The sequence below is a fragment of the Alloacidobacterium sp. genome, from assembly GCF_035631355.1.
Lineage (GTDB): Bacteria > Acidobacteriota > Terriglobia > Terriglobales > Acidobacteriaceae > Alloacidobacterium.
Genome location: NZ_DASQIX010000114.1, coordinates 1 through 16,241, shown reverse-complemented (window position 1 = coordinate 16,241; position 16,241 = coordinate 1). Strand labels below are relative to the sequence as shown.

At 57.3% G+C, this 16,241-nt stretch carries 16 protein-coding genes; 10 read left to right on the top strand and 6 right to left on the bottom strand.

Annotation, left to right across the window (positions count from 1 at the left end; all coding sequences use genetic code 11):
- The 3 genes from VEV40_RS19890 to VEV40_RS19880 all read left to right on the top strand — a co-directional run.
- A partial coding sequence (locus VEV40_RS19890; protein ID WP_324834819.1) for an HAD-IA family hydrolase occupies positions 1-291 on the top strand: 291 nt, incomplete at its 5' end.
- A 360-nt stretch (positions 292-651) separates the two neighbouring features.
- Entirely contained in the window at positions 652-1,002 is a 351-nt protein-coding gene (locus VEV40_RS19885) for a PadR family transcriptional regulator (RefSeq protein WP_324834818.1), read from the top strand.
- Positions 1,003-1,152: 150 nt separating this feature from the next.
- A complete protein-coding gene (locus tag VEV40_RS19880) occupies positions 1,153-3,783 on the top strand; it encodes an ABC transporter permease (RefSeq protein ID WP_324834816.1) in 2,631 nt (876 codons plus the stop codon).
- Here the strand turns inward: VEV40_RS19880 and ribB are convergent, their stop codons facing one another.
- Positions 3,784-4,959: a 3,4-dihydroxy-2-butanone-4-phosphate synthase gene (gene ribB / locus VEV40_RS19875; protein ID WP_324834814.1), complete on the bottom strand. Its 1,176-nt coding sequence runs from the start codon at positions 4,957-4,959 to the stop codon at positions 3,784-3,786.
- 44 nt (positions 4,960-5,003) lie between these two features.
- The gene (locus VEV40_RS19870) at positions 5,004-5,756 is read right to left on the bottom strand and encodes a hypothetical protein (protein ID WP_324834813.1); all 753 of its coding nucleotides are present in this window, start codon (positions 5,754-5,756) and stop codon (positions 5,004-5,006) included.
- A gap of 218 nt (positions 5,757-5,974) precedes the next feature.
- Here VEV40_RS19870 and VEV40_RS19865 point away from each other — a divergent pair, with 218 nt between their 5' ends.
- Positions 5,975-6,307 (top strand): PadR family transcriptional regulator, encoded by a 333-nt coding sequence (locus VEV40_RS19865; protein WP_324834812.1) that lies wholly within the window; start codon positions 5,975-5,977, stop codon positions 6,305-6,307.
- A 10-nt stretch (positions 6,308-6,317) separates the two neighbouring features.
- Positions 6,318-8,975 carry an ABC transporter permease gene (locus VEV40_RS19860; protein ID WP_324834811.1) on the top strand — a complete coding sequence of 886 codons (2,658 nt, stop codon included), beginning with the start codon at positions 6,318-6,320 and terminating at the stop codon, positions 8,973-8,975.
- Positions 8,976-8,981: 6 nt separating this feature from the next.
- On the opposite strand, the gene VEV40_RS19855 is transcribed toward VEV40_RS19860, so the two are convergent.
- The 4 genes from VEV40_RS19855 to VEV40_RS19840 form a co-directional block, all read right to left on the bottom strand.
- Positions 8,982-10,226: an RNA polymerase sigma factor gene (locus tag VEV40_RS19855; protein WP_324834810.1), complete on the bottom strand. Its 1,245-nt coding sequence runs from the start codon at positions 10,224-10,226 to the stop codon at positions 8,982-8,984.
- Positions 10,223-10,786, bottom strand: coding sequence for a carboxymuconolactone decarboxylase family protein (locus tag VEV40_RS19850; RefSeq protein ID WP_324834809.1), 564 nt, complete (start codon positions 10,784-10,786; stop codon positions 10,223-10,225). The genes VEV40_RS19855 and VEV40_RS19850 overlap by 4 nt, the downstream gene beginning before the upstream one ends.
- 107 nt (positions 10,787-10,893) lie before the next feature.
- Positions 10,894-11,253, bottom strand: a complete 360-nt coding sequence (locus tag VEV40_RS19845; protein ID WP_324834808.1) for a YciI family protein — start codon at positions 11,251-11,253, stop codon at positions 10,894-10,896.
- 146 nt (positions 11,254-11,399) lie between these two features.
- Positions 11,400-11,627, bottom strand: coding sequence for a hypothetical protein (locus tag VEV40_RS19840; RefSeq protein WP_186746807.1), 228 nt, complete (start codon positions 11,625-11,627; stop codon positions 11,400-11,402).
- Between the two features lie 481 nt (positions 11,628-12,108).
- On the opposite strand from VEV40_RS19840, the gene VEV40_RS19835 reads away from it, so the two are divergent.
- From VEV40_RS19835 to VEV40_RS19815, 5 genes are all read left to right on the top strand, one after another.
- Complete coding sequence (locus tag VEV40_RS19835; RefSeq protein ID WP_186746809.1) at positions 12,109-12,420, top strand: co-chaperone GroES; 312 nt, start codon at positions 12,109-12,111, stop codon at positions 12,418-12,420.
- Positions 12,421-12,516: 96 nt separating this feature from the next.
- On the top strand, positions 12,517-14,184 hold the full coding sequence (gene groL, locus VEV40_RS19830; RefSeq protein ID WP_324834807.1) for a chaperonin GroEL: 1,668 nt from the start codon (positions 12,517-12,519) through the stop codon (positions 14,182-14,184).
- A gap of 194 nt (positions 14,185-14,378) precedes the next feature.
- On the top strand, positions 14,379-15,059 hold the full coding sequence (locus VEV40_RS19825) for an FkbM family methyltransferase (RefSeq protein WP_324834806.1): 681 nt from the start codon (positions 14,379-14,381) through the stop codon (positions 15,057-15,059).
- Between the two features lie 27 nt (positions 15,060-15,086).
- Positions 15,087-15,695 carry an HPP family protein gene (locus VEV40_RS19820; RefSeq protein WP_324834805.1) on the top strand — a complete coding sequence of 203 codons (609 nt, stop codon included), beginning with the start codon at positions 15,087-15,089 and terminating at the stop codon, positions 15,693-15,695.
- On the top strand, positions 15,688-16,241 hold a 554-nt coding region (locus tag VEV40_RS19815), incomplete at its 3' end, for an SDR family NAD(P)-dependent oxidoreductase (RefSeq protein ID WP_324834804.1). The genes VEV40_RS19820 and VEV40_RS19815, both read left to right, overlap by 8 nt.

The window sequence follows — 16,241 nt, the reverse complement described above, 5'->3', positions numbered from 1 at the left end:
GACACACTGGCCTACATGCGGCAGGAGTTTTCATGGCTGGGCGACTTCGACCATCACACATGGTCGTGCGAACTGGGGATCGCGAAGCCCGATCCGGCGATCTACATCCACACCTGCGAAAAATTGGGCGTCGCTCCGGCGGAGGCCCTGTTCCTGGATGACAAGGCCGAGAATATTCACGCGGCCGAAGGAGTTGGGCTGGTTGGGATTCAGTTCAAGAACATTGAGCAGTTACGGCGGGAGCTGGAAGAGCGTGGACTGCTGGCTCTGGCTCCGATGCCATTGGCGTGATTCAGGCGAGGAGCTCCGCTCACGAAACGCTTATTGATCGCTGGAAAAACCGTCGGAAAAAATCTCGATCCAACTGACAGATATAGCGAGAAAACAGCCTGCCAGTCCCGTAAAAAACATGACTTCCAGAACGTGAAAAGCTCCAATGATGAGTGTATCGATCACGAATTCTTACTCATTCATATAGATTCTTTACTAATTCCTTACGAAATCTTTATACGACGTTTATACGAATCTGTCGCCTGAAATCGTAAGAAAAACCGACAAACCCTTCATTCTATTTTGTTTACTGTATGAAATTTATTGAGGGTTGACAGGCTTTATAGGCTATTTTAGTCTAGGCATGTTTGCAGCAAGCCTATGACGAAATCTGGAAAAACCGAGCCTCGCGATCTCTTCCCTGGAGCGCTGGAGATGATGGTCCTTCAATCGTTGCGGCGGCAGCCGATGCACGGGTATGCGCTGGTGCAGCACATCAAGCAGCGGTCGAATGAGCTGTTGCAGGTGGAGGAGGGGTCTCTGTATCCGGCGCTGCAACGCATGTTGAAGGACGGGCTTGTGAAGGCCGAGTGGAAGATCTCGGTCACGAACCGGCGTGTGCGCGTGTACGACATTACGGCGGCGGGCGTGCGGCACCTGGAGCGCGAGAAGTCCCGCTTTGAGCAGATGCTGGCAGGGATTCATCTGGTTCTTTCTCCGGTGGAGTCTTAGGGATGTCAGTTTGGCGTTTAAGAATGTCCGCACCCATAGCGCTGCATTTCGGAAGAAACCGCAGGTCCCCTTCGGCTGCGCTCAGGGCAGGCTCTCCGCTCCGCCGCTAACGCGCTCCGGTCGGGATGACAAATATGATGGGAGGCGCACATGCGCTGGCTTCGAAATTTGTTTTCACGCGGTAAGGCTTACGACGATTTCGCTGAAGAGATTCAGCAGCATCTCGATGAGCGCGTCGGTGCGCTTGTAGCTGAGGGCATGGACCGCGATGAGGCTGAGCATATGGCACGGCGCGAGTTTGGCAATGTGACGCTTCTTGAAGAGCGCGGGCGCGAGGCGTGGCAATGGCCGACGGTGGATTCTCTATGGCCGGATATTCGATTTGGAATGCGGCAGATTGTGCGGTATCGCACGTTCACGATCATGGCGGTGGCGACGCTGGCGCTGGGGATTGGCGCGAACACAGCGATCTATACGCTGATTGATTCGATCATGCTGCGGCCGCTTCCCTATCCGCAGCAGGACAGGCTGGTGCAGATTTCTGGCTACTTTCCCAAGGGATGGATTCGCGAGTATCAGAACCATGCGCAGTCGTTTGCTTCGATCTCGGCGTATGGAGTGGATGCGGAATCAAATGTGGAGGATACGGACGCCGCCGAGCGGGTGTTTGGATCGCCGGTGATGGTGAATGCGTTCGATACGCTGGGTATTCATCCGGCGCAAGGCAGCTTTTTCTCGCCGGAAAATGCGATTGCGGGGCGCGACCTGGTGGTGGTGTTGAGCTACGGATACTGGCAACAGCGGTTTGCGGGCGACCCGCGGGTGATTGGGCAGACGATCAGGATCGATGGCGTTTCGCGGAAGATCATTGGCGTTCTGCCGGCGGGGATCCGTTTTCCGTACGCTGATACGCAGTTTCTCATCCCTATCGCCTTTAAGGGAGGCGACCCTGTTGATTCGTGGAAAGACTTCCGAAACCAAGCGATTGGCCGTCTGAAGGATGGCATAGCACCGGCCACGGCACAGGCGGAGTTGCGAAGGCTGCATCCGCTGCTGCTGCCGCTGTTTCCGTGGACGATGCCGGATGACTGGGAGGCGGACACTACCGTGATTCCGCTGCTGGCTTCGATTGTGGGCGACACGCGTCCACGGCTTCTTTTGCTGCTGGGGGCGGTTGGATTGATTTTGCTGATTGCGTGCGCCAATGTTGCGAACCTGACGCTGGCGCGAGCGGCATCGCGTGAGCGTGAGATGGCGATTCGCGGTGCGCTGGGGGCCTCTGGCTGGCGGATCATTCGGCAATTGCTGGTGGAGAGTGTTTTGCTGGGGCTGCTGGCTGGCGTTGCAGGCTTGTCAGCGGCCGCGATCAGTCTGCGCACCCTTACGCGGCTGCTTCCCGCAAATACGCCTCGGATTGCGAACGTTGGGCTGCACTGGGATGTCTTTCTGTTTGCCGCAGTGGCATCGGTATTTACGGGCGTGCTGTTCGGGCTTGTTCCCGCGATCAGGATGGCGTCGCCGCACTTGCAGAAGTCGCTGCGGGCAGGCGGGTTGGCGGTCGCCGGGCGCGGATCGCAGTTCCGGCTTTCGATGCTGTTGGTGGTGGGGCAGATTGGCTTGTCGGTGGTGGTGATTACGGCGGCAGGGCTTATGCTGCACAGCCTTTATAGCTTGTCGCAGGTGAATCCGGGATTTCGCACAGGGCAGATTGTGACAGCGGAGGTTTCGCTGGATTCTTCCGAATGCAAGCAGCAGGGACATTGTCTCGCGTTCTTTCAGCAAGTGGAACAAAAGGCGAGCACGATTGCAGGAGTGGAAGACGTTGCCCTCGTCGATCAACTGCCGATGACGGGGTTTGACCTTAGGTATATCTACGATGCCGAGGGCCATCCGCGCAACCCTCGGCAGGAGGCCAATCAAGCGGCAGAACGGACTGTCTCGACGGACTATTTCCATACTGTTGGATTGCGCCTGTTGCGGGGACGTTTGTTGACTGACGCGGACCAGTCGGGCGCAAGCCGCGCCGCTGTCATCAACCAGAAGATGGCGGAATCGCTCTGGCCAAATCAGAGCCCGATCGGGAAGCACATCGCCGAAGTTGCGGATGAGCAGACCCCGGCGGCACTCGATATGAATGCGGCGTCGATTGTGGTGGGAGTGGTGAGCAACACGCACCATGCAAGCCTGGCCAACACTTTTGACGATGAAGTGTATCTACCCATGACGGCGAAGAACATCAAGACGCAGATGACGGTGCTGCTGCGCTCCCACCTTCCGGCAACGCAGACGGTAAGTGGACTGCGCAGGGCGGTAGCGGAGATTGATCCGCTTGTTCCGGTCACGCACGTGCAAACATTGGATGAGGTGGTGGCTGCGTCTGTTTCTGCTCCGCGGTCGCTGGCGATTCTGCTGCTTTGCTTCGGTGCGCTGGCGGTGGGGGTTGGCTCGGTGGGTGTTTATAGCCTGATTACTTATGTCGTCAGCTGGCGCACACGGGAGATTGGAATCCGGCTTGCGTTAGGCGCGCCACAGCGGCAGATTGTGCGCTCTGTGGTGAAGCAGAGTTTGGGGCTGGCGGTTGCGGGGTCAATTGCCGGGCTTGCCGGGGCTGTTGTTTGCGCGAGCCTGTTGCGGCGGTTTCTCTTTGAAGTGCGGCCTTTCGATCCGCTGACGTTTTGCGTTGTGCCGACACTGATGCTCTTGCTAGCACTGATTGCAGCATGGATACCGGCAAGACGCGCAGCTTCGATTGATCCCATGGTTGCGTTGCGTTCTGAGTAATCAACTGCGACTTTGCTCGATTATTTCGCGTTCCGGGATCGGGATCTGCTCGACAATTTCCACGTCGAAGCCCTGCAGAGCGGGGACGTGGGTTGGAGTGTTCGAGAGCAGACGAACTTTGTGGATGCCGAGATCGGCGAGTATTTGGCCGCCCAATCCTACCTGACGGAGAGTGCGTTGATGGCGCTCGTCATGGCCTTCACGCGTGCGCGCTTCGCGGTGCATGATGATGCGGTGCGGCGTGATGGTGCGGTCAATGTCAAAACCGCGGCTGGTGTTGTGAAGATAAATCAGCGCGCCTCTTCCCTCTTCAGCTATGGCTTTGAGCGAGCGCTGCATGATGCTGTGGCAGTCGCACAGGGTCGTGCCGAAGATGTCGCCTGCGAGGCAATGCGAGTGCACGCGCACTAATACCGGTTCAACACCCTTACTGACATCGCCCTTGAACAGCGCCAGGTGGCTTTCGCCGCCATTCACTTCGCTCTCATAAGCAATCATGCGGAAATCGCCATATGGGGTCGGCAGTTCGCTTTCCGCGACGCGCACGATGTAGCGTTCATTCTGCAGACGGTAGCGGATAAGCTCGGCGACGGTGAGCATCTTCATCCCGTGCTGATTGCAGAATTCAGTCAGGTCGGGGACGCGGGCCATAGTGCCATCGTCCTTCATGATTTCGCAGATGACGCCGGCGGGGATGAGTCCGGCCATGCGCGCGAGATCGACGGAAGCCTCGGTCTGTCCGGCGCGGACAAGCACGCCGCCTTTGCGGGCGCGCAGCGGGAAGATGTGTCCGGGACGGGCGAGGTCATTGGCTGTCGATGCCGAATCGATTGCGACTTTGATGGTGCGCGAGCGGTCATGCGCGGAGATGCCGGTGGTCACGCCTTCGCGGGCCTCGATGGTCTCTGTGAATGCAGTGCCGAAGCGCGAGGAGTTCTGCTGCGTCATGGGACCGAGGCGGAGATAGTCGGCGCGCTCTTCAGTCAGCGTAAGGCAGATGAGGCCGCGTCCGTGTTTCGCCATGAAGTTGATGGCTTCCGGCGTAACGAACTCCGCAGCCAGTGTGAGGTCGCCTTCGTTTTCGCGGTCTTCGTCATCGACGACGACGATCATGCGTCCGGCCTTGATCTCTTCGATTGCGCCGGGGACGTCAGTAAATGGAGCCGTGGCAGCCATGTTCCTATTGTCTGCCAATCTAGGGTGTTCTCGCCACAATGGGCTTATGGCGGGTTGTAAAATCCACGGGCAATTCTTGAAGGTGTGGCAATTTGATCCTGATGGAAAGCGACTGCTGCGGTATCCCACTTGTCCATCAGGTTGGCCTTTATTTTCTTCTCGACTCCGGGTTGAGACGGCTCCGTAAGATCAAAAGTAAAGGTCTTCTTCCTGGCCAACTCCATTGCCCCAAAGGGTCCTTCAACCCGGCCCTTACCATCCAACAGCGCCAGCCGGGCTTCCTTGTCGTTAATCTCTAATCTCACATGCCCGGAGGATTGCAAATACACTTGCTGCTGGCCAAACGTGAATACAAAGTCGTTCCCTTTTTTGTTGACGATGTAGTTGGGTATCAAGCTGACGTAAATTGTTCCCCGCAGGCCGCGAACAATGGCCTCCTTAGTACCTGAAGGAAGTAATTCCAATCGGGGAAATACAATGATCGAATCAGGCCCAACACGGATGGTGCTTTGATCTTGAAGCTCTACTTCAGCCCTCCCCATGCCTGTTCGAATGACGTTCCCTTGAGCAATAGCCGTGTGATCCAATGCACGTTGAAAGTCTTTGCCATAAGCGCTGGCAAGTTCCACTTCACCCGACACCTCGCTAAACCATGCAATCGCGATTTTCGTATTGCCATGAGGCGCAGGTATGTAAGGAGCTCGAGCTACCGATGCAGGCGGGGCGCTTTGAAACGCCCATGCGTTCCATGCAAGAGCGGATATGAGAGTGACCGCAATATGGGCTATTGCTCTCATTTGGGCATTCGCCTCTTCTTAGGAGACGACTCATCGGAGAAGAAAGTCAACCGATATTGTCGGGCTTGTTTGGCCGCTCGAAATCAACACTGAAAAAAGCCTAACTGACAGAGAACACCAAGGCTGCAAGTGTCTGAACTGCTCAAACACTATTCTCCTATTGACAATCTATATGAACAAGATCACACTTTCCTATAGTTATTCGATAGGACTGGTCAATGGGGCCGAAACAGGCAAATCTTCTGCAAGGTACGCTTGATCTGCTTATCCTCAAGGCGCTCGGTGCTGGGGAGTTGCACGGACTGGGCGTTTCGCGCCGCATCGAGCAGATGACACAAGGGACGTTTCTGGTCAAACCGGGGTCGCTATTCCCCGCTCTCCATCGCATGGAGGAAGCCGGCTGGCTGAGCTCGGTCTGGGGCGAGTCGGAAAACAACCGGCGCGCGAAATATTACCGGCTTACAAGAGCCGGAAAGAGCCAGCTTGAAGTGGAAACGGAGCAATGGGCAACGGTTGCTCTGGCCATGGCGAATGCGTTGAAGGCGACATAGGAGGCGACCGATGAAACTCTGGATCCGCGTTCGCAGCGTTCTGCGAAACCTCTTCCAAAAGCAGCACGTCGAAAAGCAACTTGACGACGAGGTCCGCGCCTACGCGGACATGATTGCAGATGAAAGAGTTGCTGCAGGTATGTCCGCGTCAGAAGCTCGCCGCACAGCATTGGCCGACCTCGGCGGCGCGGAGCAGGTGAAGCAGGCGGTGCGCGATCGCCGCGCCGGAGCGGGTATGGAGATTCTCTGGCAGGATGCGCGCTACGGACTGCGTCAGTTGGCCCGCAATCCAGGATTCACGGTAACAGTAGTGCTAACCCTGGCGCTTTCCATCGGCGCGAACACGGCAATCTTTTCCATTGTGAACGCGCTCATGCTGAAAAGCCTGCCTTATGCGCATCCGGAGCGCATGGGCACGATCTACACGCGGATCAGAGGCCCCATCGCTTCCGATGAGCGGCACCATGTGAATGGCGAGCAATGGGAGTTGCTGCGTGACCACGTTCCTGCTCTCATCTCCGCTGTATCCGGCATTCGCCCTTCTGGCGTTAATTTAGAGACTCGATCGCACGCGCAGTATGTCCGCGCAGGACGCATTTCGGAGCATTACCTGGATGTGCTGGCGATTCATCCTTTATTGGGGCGCAATTTCACGAAGGCGGAAGACCTTCCGCACGGGACCAAGACAGCCATTCTGAGCTATGGCCTGTGGCACAGCACCTTCGGCTCAAATCCCAACATCCTGGGCAAGGCAATTCTGCTGAAAGGCGAACCATATACGGTCATCGGCGTATTGCCTGAGGGTCTGACGATTCCCCTGAGCGCTGATGTGTATACGGCACTCCAACCCAGCCGCGATGGCGAAGGCGCGGGCACGAATTTCGAAGCCATTACTCGGCTGCGCGACGGCGCAACATGGCAGGAAGCGGATGCTCAAATCAATCGCGCGTGGTCACTGCGCACCAACCGCTATGAGCTGGAAGACAACCCCGGCGCGCAGGTGAGCTATTATTCCGTGCCGCTGCAGAAAGGAGAGACGGCGACACTGCGTCCGCAAGCTCTGGCCCTGATGCTGGCCGCGGGATTCATTCTGCTGATTGCCTGCGCCAATCTTGCCGGCCTGACGCTGGTGCAGGTGCTGCGGCGCACGCCTGAAATTGCAACACGGCTGGCACTTGGCGCATCGCGCTGGCATATCCAAAAGCAACTATGGATTGAAAATCTTCTGCTGGCGCTGCTGGGAGGAATGGTTGGAGTGGCGACTGGGTTCCTCGCGCTGCGTGGGCTGATCGCGCTGCTGCCTGAGCATTTTCTGCCAGTGGCAGACGTATCGCTCGATGGCGGAGTGCTGGCGTTTACATTTCTCATTTCATTGCTCACCAGCGTTCTTTTTGGGATGCTTCCGACGCTTACGACGCGGAGGCTCGACCTGCGTTCGGCCATTGGCAGCCGCATGACAACAGGCAGTGACCATTTGCGTCTGCGGCAGGCGTTGATTGCAGGCGAAGTTGCGCTGACAGTGGTGTTGCTGGCGGCTGCGGGACTGCTGATTCGCACGCTCATCCATCTTCAGACCCTTCCGCCAGGGTTTAACCCAAACGGCGTGATGACCGCGACGGCCTCGCTGGACGATGCGCGCTATCACGACGCGGCGGCCTTCCGAAAGCTGCTGAGCGAGAGCACCGCCGCCATGCGGCAGATTCCCGGCGTGGAGCAGGCGGCAGTCGGATTGAGCCTGCCATATGAACGCTCGTTGATTATGGGCGGAATCAGCATCAGCGACGGCAAAGAAGCCGGGCAGAAGGCAATGGCGGACGAAGTATATGTAACTCCCGACTATTTTGCTGCATTGCAGATTCCGGTCCTGGCTGGACGTTCCTTTACAGATGAAGACGGCCCGGGAACTCAGCGCGTGACCATCGTGAACCGGGAGTTCGCGCGCAAATTCTTCCATAATGCGAACCCAGTCGGCCGCCATATCTTCGAAGACATGCTCATTGTCGGAGTCGTCGAGGACGTTGCCATGGCGCCAGGCATCGATCCCATTGCGCCACTCACCAACGAATCGACCATGTATGTTCCCGCCACGCAGATGGAAAGCAGTCAGATCTCGGTGGTCCATGTCTGGTTTCAGCCGAGTTGGATCGTCCGCACCTCCGGGCCAGTCGAAGGACTGACCGCGCAAATGCAACACGCGCTGGCGAGCGTCGATCCTAACCTGCCTTTTTCTGGCTTTTACAGCATGAAGGACCTGCTGGCGAAGACGCTGGCGACGCAGCGCGTAGAGGTGGCGCTGCTGGGCGCGATGGCGGCATTGGCCTTGATCCTGAGTGCTGTCGGAATCTTTGCGCTGGTGGCAAATATCGTGGCGCAGAAGACGCGTGAAATCGGCATCCGCATGGCACTGGGATCGACGGCCCGCCAGGCGATGGTCCATGTCGGAGCAACGGGAGCATGGTCGGCGGTGGTGGGTCTTGCTCTTGGGCTGGTCTTGTGCGCCGGAGCATTGCGGGCCATGCGCAGCGTGCTTTACGGGACGAGCGTTTACGATTCACGCACTATTCTGGCTGTGGTATTGATGCTTGCAACTGTGACAGTCATTGCCGCGATTGCGCCTACTCTGCGAATTTCGCGGATTGATCCCGCGCAGACACTGCGGGAAGAATAGTCCGGCTCAAGACGACAGTGCAGATTGCCGCCGCATCAGAAAGCGGCGAACGGACTGGTCGTGTTCGAGGCCGATGGCGATTTCATAAGCGTAGCGGGCATCGTTGGATGCGCCAGACCTGGCAAACAATTCTGCGCGCGCCGCCCACCAGGGCTGGTATTCGGCAAGACGTTTGTCGACCGCCAATTCTTCGAGAGTGGCAAGCGCCAGTTCGGGGCCGTGCAGTTCCGCGATGGCGAGAGCGCGGTTGATGGCGACCACCGGTGATCCGGTCATGGCAAAGAGCGCGTCGTAAAGTTCAAGCACGGCTTCCCAATTGGCGCGTCCGGTACGGCAGCGCTCGATGTGCGCGGACTGGACGGCGGCTTCCAACTGATAACGTCCAATGAAGCGAAATTCGCTGGCGCGCCGCAGCAAGCCTTCCGCCTCGCCAATCATCTGGAAATCCCACTGCGCGGAATCCTGGTCGGCGAGCGGGATGTATTCGCCATCAGCGTTGCGGCGGGCATGACGGCGCGCTTCGGCATAGAGCATGAGGGCAAGCAGGCCCAGCGCTTCCGGCTCAGACGGCAGCAGCTCAATAATCACGCGGCACAGGTAGATGGCCTCATCAGCGAGGCCACGCCGGGCCACGTCGGCGCCGGCGGCATCACTCCAGCCTTCGGCGAAAGCCGCGTAGGTGGCTTCGAGAACTGTATCCAGCCGGTCAGGAAGTTCTTCGCGCTCAGGGATGCGGAATGGGATACCGGCTTCGCGAATTTTGACTTTGGCGCGGACGAGGCGCTTGCCCATGGCTGCCGGCGATATGAGGAATGCAGAGGCAATGGCCTCGGCGTCGAGTCCAAGCAGGACTTGAAGGATCAGTGGCGAGCGGACGGCAATATCAATGGCCGGGTGGGCGCAGGCGAACATCAGGGCGAGACGGCGGTCGGGAATCTCGGTGTCGGCGGGAAGCGCGCTTAGGACCTCGCCCATCTGCTGTAGATCGAGGCCAACCATATCGTTGCTGTGCTTTCGGCGGGTCATATCGATGAACTTGCGCCGGGCCACAGTGAGCAGCCAGGCTTCAGGGTTTGACGGGCAGCCGTTTTGTGGCCAATCGGCAAGTGCCGATGTAAATGCTTCAGACAGCGCATCTTCGGCAGCAGCCACATCGCGCGTGCGCGCTGCGAGAAAGGCGACGAGCTTGCCATAGCTGCGGCGCGCGACGGCTTCCGCTGCGGCACGGGCATCGTCTTCGCGCAGATTCATGCGGCGGTTTGTTTTATCCGGCTGATGTCACAGAGCATGTCTGAATGGATATTCAGGCCGATGTTGGTCATGTTGTAGACGTGCTCGGTGGCGACGAGCCAGACGATTTCGCAGATTTCGCGTTCTGAGTAATGACGCGCCATACGGGCAAAGGTTTCCGGATTGACCTTCTTATCTCTCGTCAGATCGGTCACATAATCCAGCATCGCGCGCTCCGCCTCGCTGAAGAGCGGGCTGGTTGCATAGTCTTCAAGCGAATCGAACTTCGCCTGGTCCATTTTTGCCTGAATGGTGAATAAACGCCCGATATCGATGCAGAAGAGACAGACATTCGTGCGCGCCACCTGCTCACGGACGAGCATCACGGCTTCCGGGGGCAGTATCAGCTTCTTATCCAGCTTGCTGATTTTTCCGTAGAACATGCCGAAGCCCAGCGGCAGCCGCGCCGAATGTACTTTCAGAGGCGTAAGTACCTTGCCGAACTGCTTACGCGTAAAGTAATAGACCAGCTTCATCATCAGGCTCTTAGGCTTTTCGATCGGCGGGAGAAATATGTCCATGTTCGGATTCCCTTCCATAGTTGAGACATTTATCAATTCGAGCGCAAAGCGGGACACGAAAAGAGTCGAATCCCGCCAATGTATCAATAAAGCCGCCTGACGCGGCTTTATTGAGGCGCGGACATGTCCCAGATGGGACGCACTTCGACGACGCCATGGCCTGCACCTGGGCAACGGGCTGCCCAGGCAAGCGCCGCATCGAGATCTGGCGCCTCGATGAGGTAATAGCCGCCCAGCTGCTCCTTTGTGTCTGCGTAAGGGCCATCGAGCACCTGCGGCTTGCCGTTCGTGGTGCGAACCGTGGATGCGGTTTCGATTGGGCGAAGGCGATTGCTGCCCACCAGGGCGCCCGCGTTCTTGAGCGCCTCGGTGTAAGCCATGTAGGCCACGTAACCCTGCTGCTTCTCAGCATCGGACATTTTGTCCCAGCCGGACTCATCTGCATAAAGCGCCAATAGGTATTGCATGGAAAACCTCCGTGAGGATGTATTTACTACCATGACGCGTGGCAGACGGCCATTTGGACATCGGACAAAATATTTTTCACTTGAAAGCAGAAGCGCCGCCCATTTCGGGCGGCGCTTCGGAGTGACTTTAGCTTTGGATTCAAACCTTACAGGGTAGACTCGATCTCAAAGCCCCACGCTTCCAGCAAACCCTCAGGGATGTACTTGGAGTTGCGGTTGCGGCGGGCCCATTCGCGCAGGCGCGTCGAGCGGATGTACTGATCTGGAGTGAGCTTGTATTCCTTGACGACCTGTTCGAAGGAAGTGACAGTGGGCACGACCGGACCGATGGGCTCCGGCTTGCCCCAGTTTGGATTACCACGACGTTTTGCCATTATTTGATTTACCCCTAGCAGTAAGGTGACGTACAGATACTCCGGCGAAGGCAGGGAACCACATTACCAACAGACCCGCCGGGAAGTCACAAACTCTTCTATTTTAGGTAGTTTTTCTCCAAAAATCAATAGAAAAATAGCCATTTTTGAAACGAAATATGGTACGAAAGCACCATTACAAATTGCCGTAATGACCGATATCTGCTTCACCAGTACATCGTGTAGATGTTCGCGGCTAGCAAAAGTTAATCTTATTTAACACCTCCGCAATATATATGAGCGGAATACGCTCATATTTGCACCTTGACCCACTTGACAACTGTCAATAACTTTCCCTACATTAGCAGTCGAAGAGTGAAAGTGCTAAAGGGCTGTGCGACAGCCTTCACACAGCACCAAAGCTCCTCGCTTACAGTAGAAATTCCCAAATCAGCAATCAATACCGCGAGGCAGACCCCTCGCGCGAAGGAGAAGTACCGCAATGGCAACTGCAACTGTAGCCACTACCTTTACTCCGCTGCACGACCGTATCCTGGTTCGCCGCGTAGATGAGGGCGAGACCGTTCGTGGCGGAATCATCATCCCCGACACAGCCAAGGAAAAGCCGCAGGAAGGCGAAGTGATCGCCGTGGGCAAAGGCAAGTCGAACGACGAAGGCAAGACCTTTCCGCTCGATGTGAAGTCCGGCGACCGCATCCTTTTCGGCAAGTATTCCGGCACTGAGATCAAGATCGATGGCGAAGAGTTCCTCATCATGCGTGAGGAAGAAGTCCTCGGCATTCTGAAGAAATAACTACTCTCCCAGGTCTCCTTCGCGATCCTTCGGCTTCGCTCAGGACAGGCTCTGGGGCACCCACGATGTGGGAACAAGACGTTAGGAGAATTAGAAATGGCAAAGCAAATTCTGCATGGAGAGGATTCCCGCCAGGCGATTCTGCGCGGCGTGAACACTCTGGCTGACGCAGTCAAGGTGACGCTCGGTCCCAAGGGCCGCAATGTCGTCATCGAAAAGAAGTTCGGCTCGCCGACGATCACCAAGGACGGCGTAACCGTAGCCAAGGAAATCGAGCTGAAGGACGCGCTCGAAAACATGGGCGCGCAGATGGTGCGCGAGGTCGCATCGAAGACCTCCGATGTTGCCGGCGACGGCACCACCACTGCAACCGTGCTCGCCCAGGCGATCTATCGCGAAGGCGTAAAGACGGTTGCCGCCGGCGCGAACCCGATGGCGCTGAAGCGCGGCATCGACAAGGCAGTTGAGGTCATCAATGGCAAGCGGGATGAGAACGGCGTTGTTACAGGCGGCGCTCTCTCGAAGCTCTCGAAGCCGGTTTCGGGCGACATGATTGCCCAGGTCGGCACCATCTCGGCCAACTCGGACTCGACCATCGGCAACATCATTGCCGAGGCGATGAAGAAGGTCGGCAAGGACGGCGTCATCACCGTTGAAGAGTCGAAGACCCTGGAAACGCAGCTCGACGTGGTCGAAGGTATGCAGTTTGACCGCGGCTACCTGAGCCCCTACTTCGTGACCGATCCGGACCGCATGGAAGCAGTGCTCGAAGATCCGTACATCCTGATCTATGAGAAGAAGATCAGCTCGATGAAGGACCTTCTGCCTCTGCTCGAGCAGGTTGCCCGCAGCGGCAAGCCCCTTATTATCATCGCGGAAGACGTGGATGGCGAAGCGCTGGCAACCCTTGTGGTCAACAAGCTGCGTGGCACGCTGAACGTAGCAGCCGTCAAGGCCCCCGGCTTTGGCGACCGCCGCAAGGCGATGCTGGGCGATATCGCGATCCTCACCGGCGGCAACGCCATCACCGAGGACCTTGGCCTGAAGCTAGAGAACCTGAAGATCGAGGACCTGGGTAAGGCGAAGCGCGTCACCATCGACAAGGACAACACCACGATCGTTGAAGGCCGTGGCCAGTCCAAGGCGATTGAGGGCCGCGTGAAGGAAATTCGCAATCAGGTCGAGAAGACCACCTCTGACTACGACCGCGAGAAGCTCCAGGAGCGCCTTGCGAAGCTGGTTGGCGGCGTCGCCGTCATCAAGGTCGGTGCGGCTACCGAAACCGAGATGAAGGAGAAGAAGGCCCGCGTGGAAGACGCTATGCACGCGACCCGCGCCGCGGTTGAGGAAGGCATCGTCCCTGGCGGCGGTGTGGCCCTTGTCCGCTCGGCAAAGGAAGTCGATGAACTGGTCAAGACCCTTCAGGGTGACGAGAAGATCGGCGCTCAGATCGTTCGCCGCGCTCTCGAAGAGCCGCTGCGCCAGATTGTCGGCAATGCCGGCGAAGAAGGCGCTGTGGTTGTGGGCAAAATCAGCGACCATAAGGACCTGAACTACGGCTACAACGCCGGCACCGGTGAGTACGAAGACCTGGTGAAGGCCGGCGTCATCGACCCGACAAAGGTGACCCGCACTGCCCTGCAGAACGCGGCCTCCATTGCCGGACTGATGCTGACCACTGAAGCCATGGTTTCGGAGATTCCGGAGCCCAAGGCTGCTGCCCCAGCGGGCGGTCACGGCGGCGGCATGGAAGGCATGTACTAGGACTTCGCATCCAGCGATACGCGCCTTGCGGCGCCATAATAAAGCCCTCGCGAAAGCGAGGGCTTTTTGCTTTAGTAAATGCAACCGTAGAATTTCTTTGTGCTTCCACGCTACCAAACGTTCGGACCAGTTTCGGCATTCGACCGGAAACATTTATTATTTGTTTCTCAGCATTGTTGCAAGTGAGGTTAGCCATGAGGATAATCTCGCAGATCCTCCCCCGGCGATTCCGTCTTCGGCTAAGACGCGCCTTCGACAGCCTCTATTGCAGGCCTATACCCGACAAGGAAACTCTAGGCACCTCATCCTCATCGCAGTGGACGATCGTAATCCGCGACATGAGTCCGGACGCGGTGATCTACAGTGGCGGCGTAGGTGGAGATGTTACCTTCGAGCAGGAACTTATCCGAAGATTTGGAGTCGAAGTTCACATCTTCGACCCTTCCCCCATTGCCAGGAACACAATTGCGCAGGCCCATTCCGAGCATCTTCATTTTGAGCCTATTGGATTATCCGGATCGAAGGAGGCGAAGTTCTCTGTTGGTGGCGGCAGCGATGACAAAGTTTGGTTCAAGGCCGGGGATGGCGACGCAGCAACATGCACAAGCCTGCCGCAAGAAATGGAGAAGAACGGGCACCATTCTATTGATTTGCTGAAGATCGATATCGAGGGGTTCGAATATGAGGTGCTCGAGTGCTGCCTCGCACAGGACATCCCGATCAAACAAATATGCGTTGAATTTCATGACTTCTTTCCCGAGATTCCCAAATCAAAAACAAAGGGGATGATTCGAAAGTTGAAATCACATGGTTTCGACCTGATTCATCGGCATCGGCACGATCACACTTTCCTGCAGCGCAACATCATGCCTTAAATAGTGGAGAAGGACTATCCGATGCAGATGAACTACGCTCGGTATCCGAACCGGGAACATGACCGGGCGCGGCAGGTGGCTGGCCTGCTGGCCCGTCTGCGGCTGGACTGGCTGCTGTCGCATCTGCCACCCCGTGTTGTATGGGCCGCCTATGTTTTCATCAATGGATTCGTCACGATTGCCCTGCTGTCGGTGCTCGCTTTCGTTACACGCACGCCGTTTGTTTTTCCCTCCTTGGGGCCAACGGCCTTTCTATTCTTTTTTGCGCCGTTATCGGATGCGGCGAGTCCGCGTCATGCGATTCTTGGCCATGCGGTTGGACTGATTTGCGGGTACGGGGCATACATCCTGATGGGGTCGCATGGCTTTGCCGGCGCCGCTCTGCAGGGAGCCTCATGGCCGGCGGTGACAGCAGCAGCGCTGTCGCTGGCTGCAACCGGAGGCGGGATGGCACTGTTTCGGATCAGTCATCCGCCGGCGGGCGCAACCACTATGATCGTTTCCCTCGGCATCCTGGCCAATGTGGAGTATCTGTTTGTGATTGAGGCTGCGGTTGTCCTGCTGACCGCGCAGGCGTGGATCATTAACCGCCTTGCAGGGCTTGATTATCCTGTGTGGGAGAAGAGAAATGGATAGCAGATTCTCAGGCAAAGTGGCACTGGTCAGCGGCGGTACGGGCGGATTGGGCCGCGCTGTGACTCTCGCGTTTCTTGCTGAGGGCGCGCGTGTCGCCGTTCCTTGGTTCGACCAGCAGGAATTTGATGATCTGATCGCTGCTGCTTCTGGATATGGCGCGATGCTCGACGGTCAGAGCGTCGATGTGACGGATGAGGCGGCGATACAAAGCTATGTTAATGACATTATGTCGAAACATGGCCGGCTTGACGCTATGGTGAACACTGTCGGCGGCTATGCCGGTGGCCTCAAATTGTGGGAGATGGACACACAGGTCTTTACCCGGATGCTGCACTTGAACCTGCGTTCGGGCTTTGTCCTGTCCAGAGCCGTTGTGCCAGCAATGCTGAAACAGGGGCATGGGGCGATTGTGAACATTGCTGCCAAAGCCGCGATCGATCATGCCGCGGGTGCTTCGGCCTATGCCTCTTCAAAGGCCGCAGCTGTGGCGATGATGGATTCGCTTGCAGCGGACTTGAACGGCACAGGCGTTCGCGTGAATTCGAT

Excerpts from the sequence above, each read along its gene's own strand:
- VEV40_RS19885 (WP_324834818.1), top strand. The coding sequence starts at position 652 with ATGACGAAATCTGGAAAAACCGAGCCTCGCGATCTCTTCCCTGGAGCG.
- VEV40_RS19880 (WP_324834816.1), top strand. The coding sequence starts at position 1,153 with ATGCGCTGGCTTCGAAATTTGTTTTCACGCGGTAAGGCTTACGACGAT.
- ribB (WP_324834814.1), bottom strand. The coding sequence starts at position 4,959 with ATGGCTGCCACGGCTCCATTTACTGACGTCCCCGGCGCAATCGAAGAG.
- VEV40_RS19870 (WP_324834813.1), bottom strand. The coding sequence starts at position 5,756 with ATGAGAGCAATAGCCCATATTGCGGTCACTCTCATATCCGCTCTTGCA.
- VEV40_RS19865 (WP_324834812.1), top strand. The coding sequence starts at position 5,975 with ATGGGGCCGAAACAGGCAAATCTTCTGCAAGGTACGCTTGATCTGCTT.
- VEV40_RS19860 (WP_324834811.1), top strand. The coding sequence starts at position 6,318 with ATGAAACTCTGGATCCGCGTTCGCAGCGTTCTGCGAAACCTCTTCCAA.
- VEV40_RS19855 (WP_324834810.1), bottom strand. The coding sequence starts at position 10,226 with ATGAATCTGCGCGAAGACGATGCCCGTGCCGCAGCGGAAGCCGTCGCG.
- VEV40_RS19850 (WP_324834809.1), bottom strand. The coding sequence starts at position 10,786 with ATGGACATATTTCTCCCGCCGATCGAAAAGCCTAAGAGCCTGATGATG.
- VEV40_RS19845 (WP_324834808.1), bottom strand. The coding sequence starts at position 11,253 with ATGCAATACCTATTGGCGCTTTATGCAGATGAGTCCGGCTGGGACAAA.
- VEV40_RS19840 (WP_186746807.1), bottom strand. The coding sequence starts at position 11,627 with ATGGCAAAACGTCGTGGTAATCCAAACTGGGGCAAGCCGGAGCCCATC.
- VEV40_RS19835 (WP_186746809.1), top strand. The coding sequence starts at position 12,109 with ATGGCAACTGCAACTGTAGCCACTACCTTTACTCCGCTGCACGACCGT.
- groL (WP_324834807.1), top strand. The coding sequence starts at position 12,517 with ATGGCAAAGCAAATTCTGCATGGAGAGGATTCCCGCCAGGCGATTCTG.
- VEV40_RS19825 (WP_324834806.1), top strand. The coding sequence starts at position 14,379 with ATGAGGATAATCTCGCAGATCCTCCCCCGGCGATTCCGTCTTCGGCTA.
- VEV40_RS19820 (WP_324834805.1), top strand. The coding sequence starts at position 15,087 with ATGAACTACGCTCGGTATCCGAACCGGGAACATGACCGGGCGCGGCAG.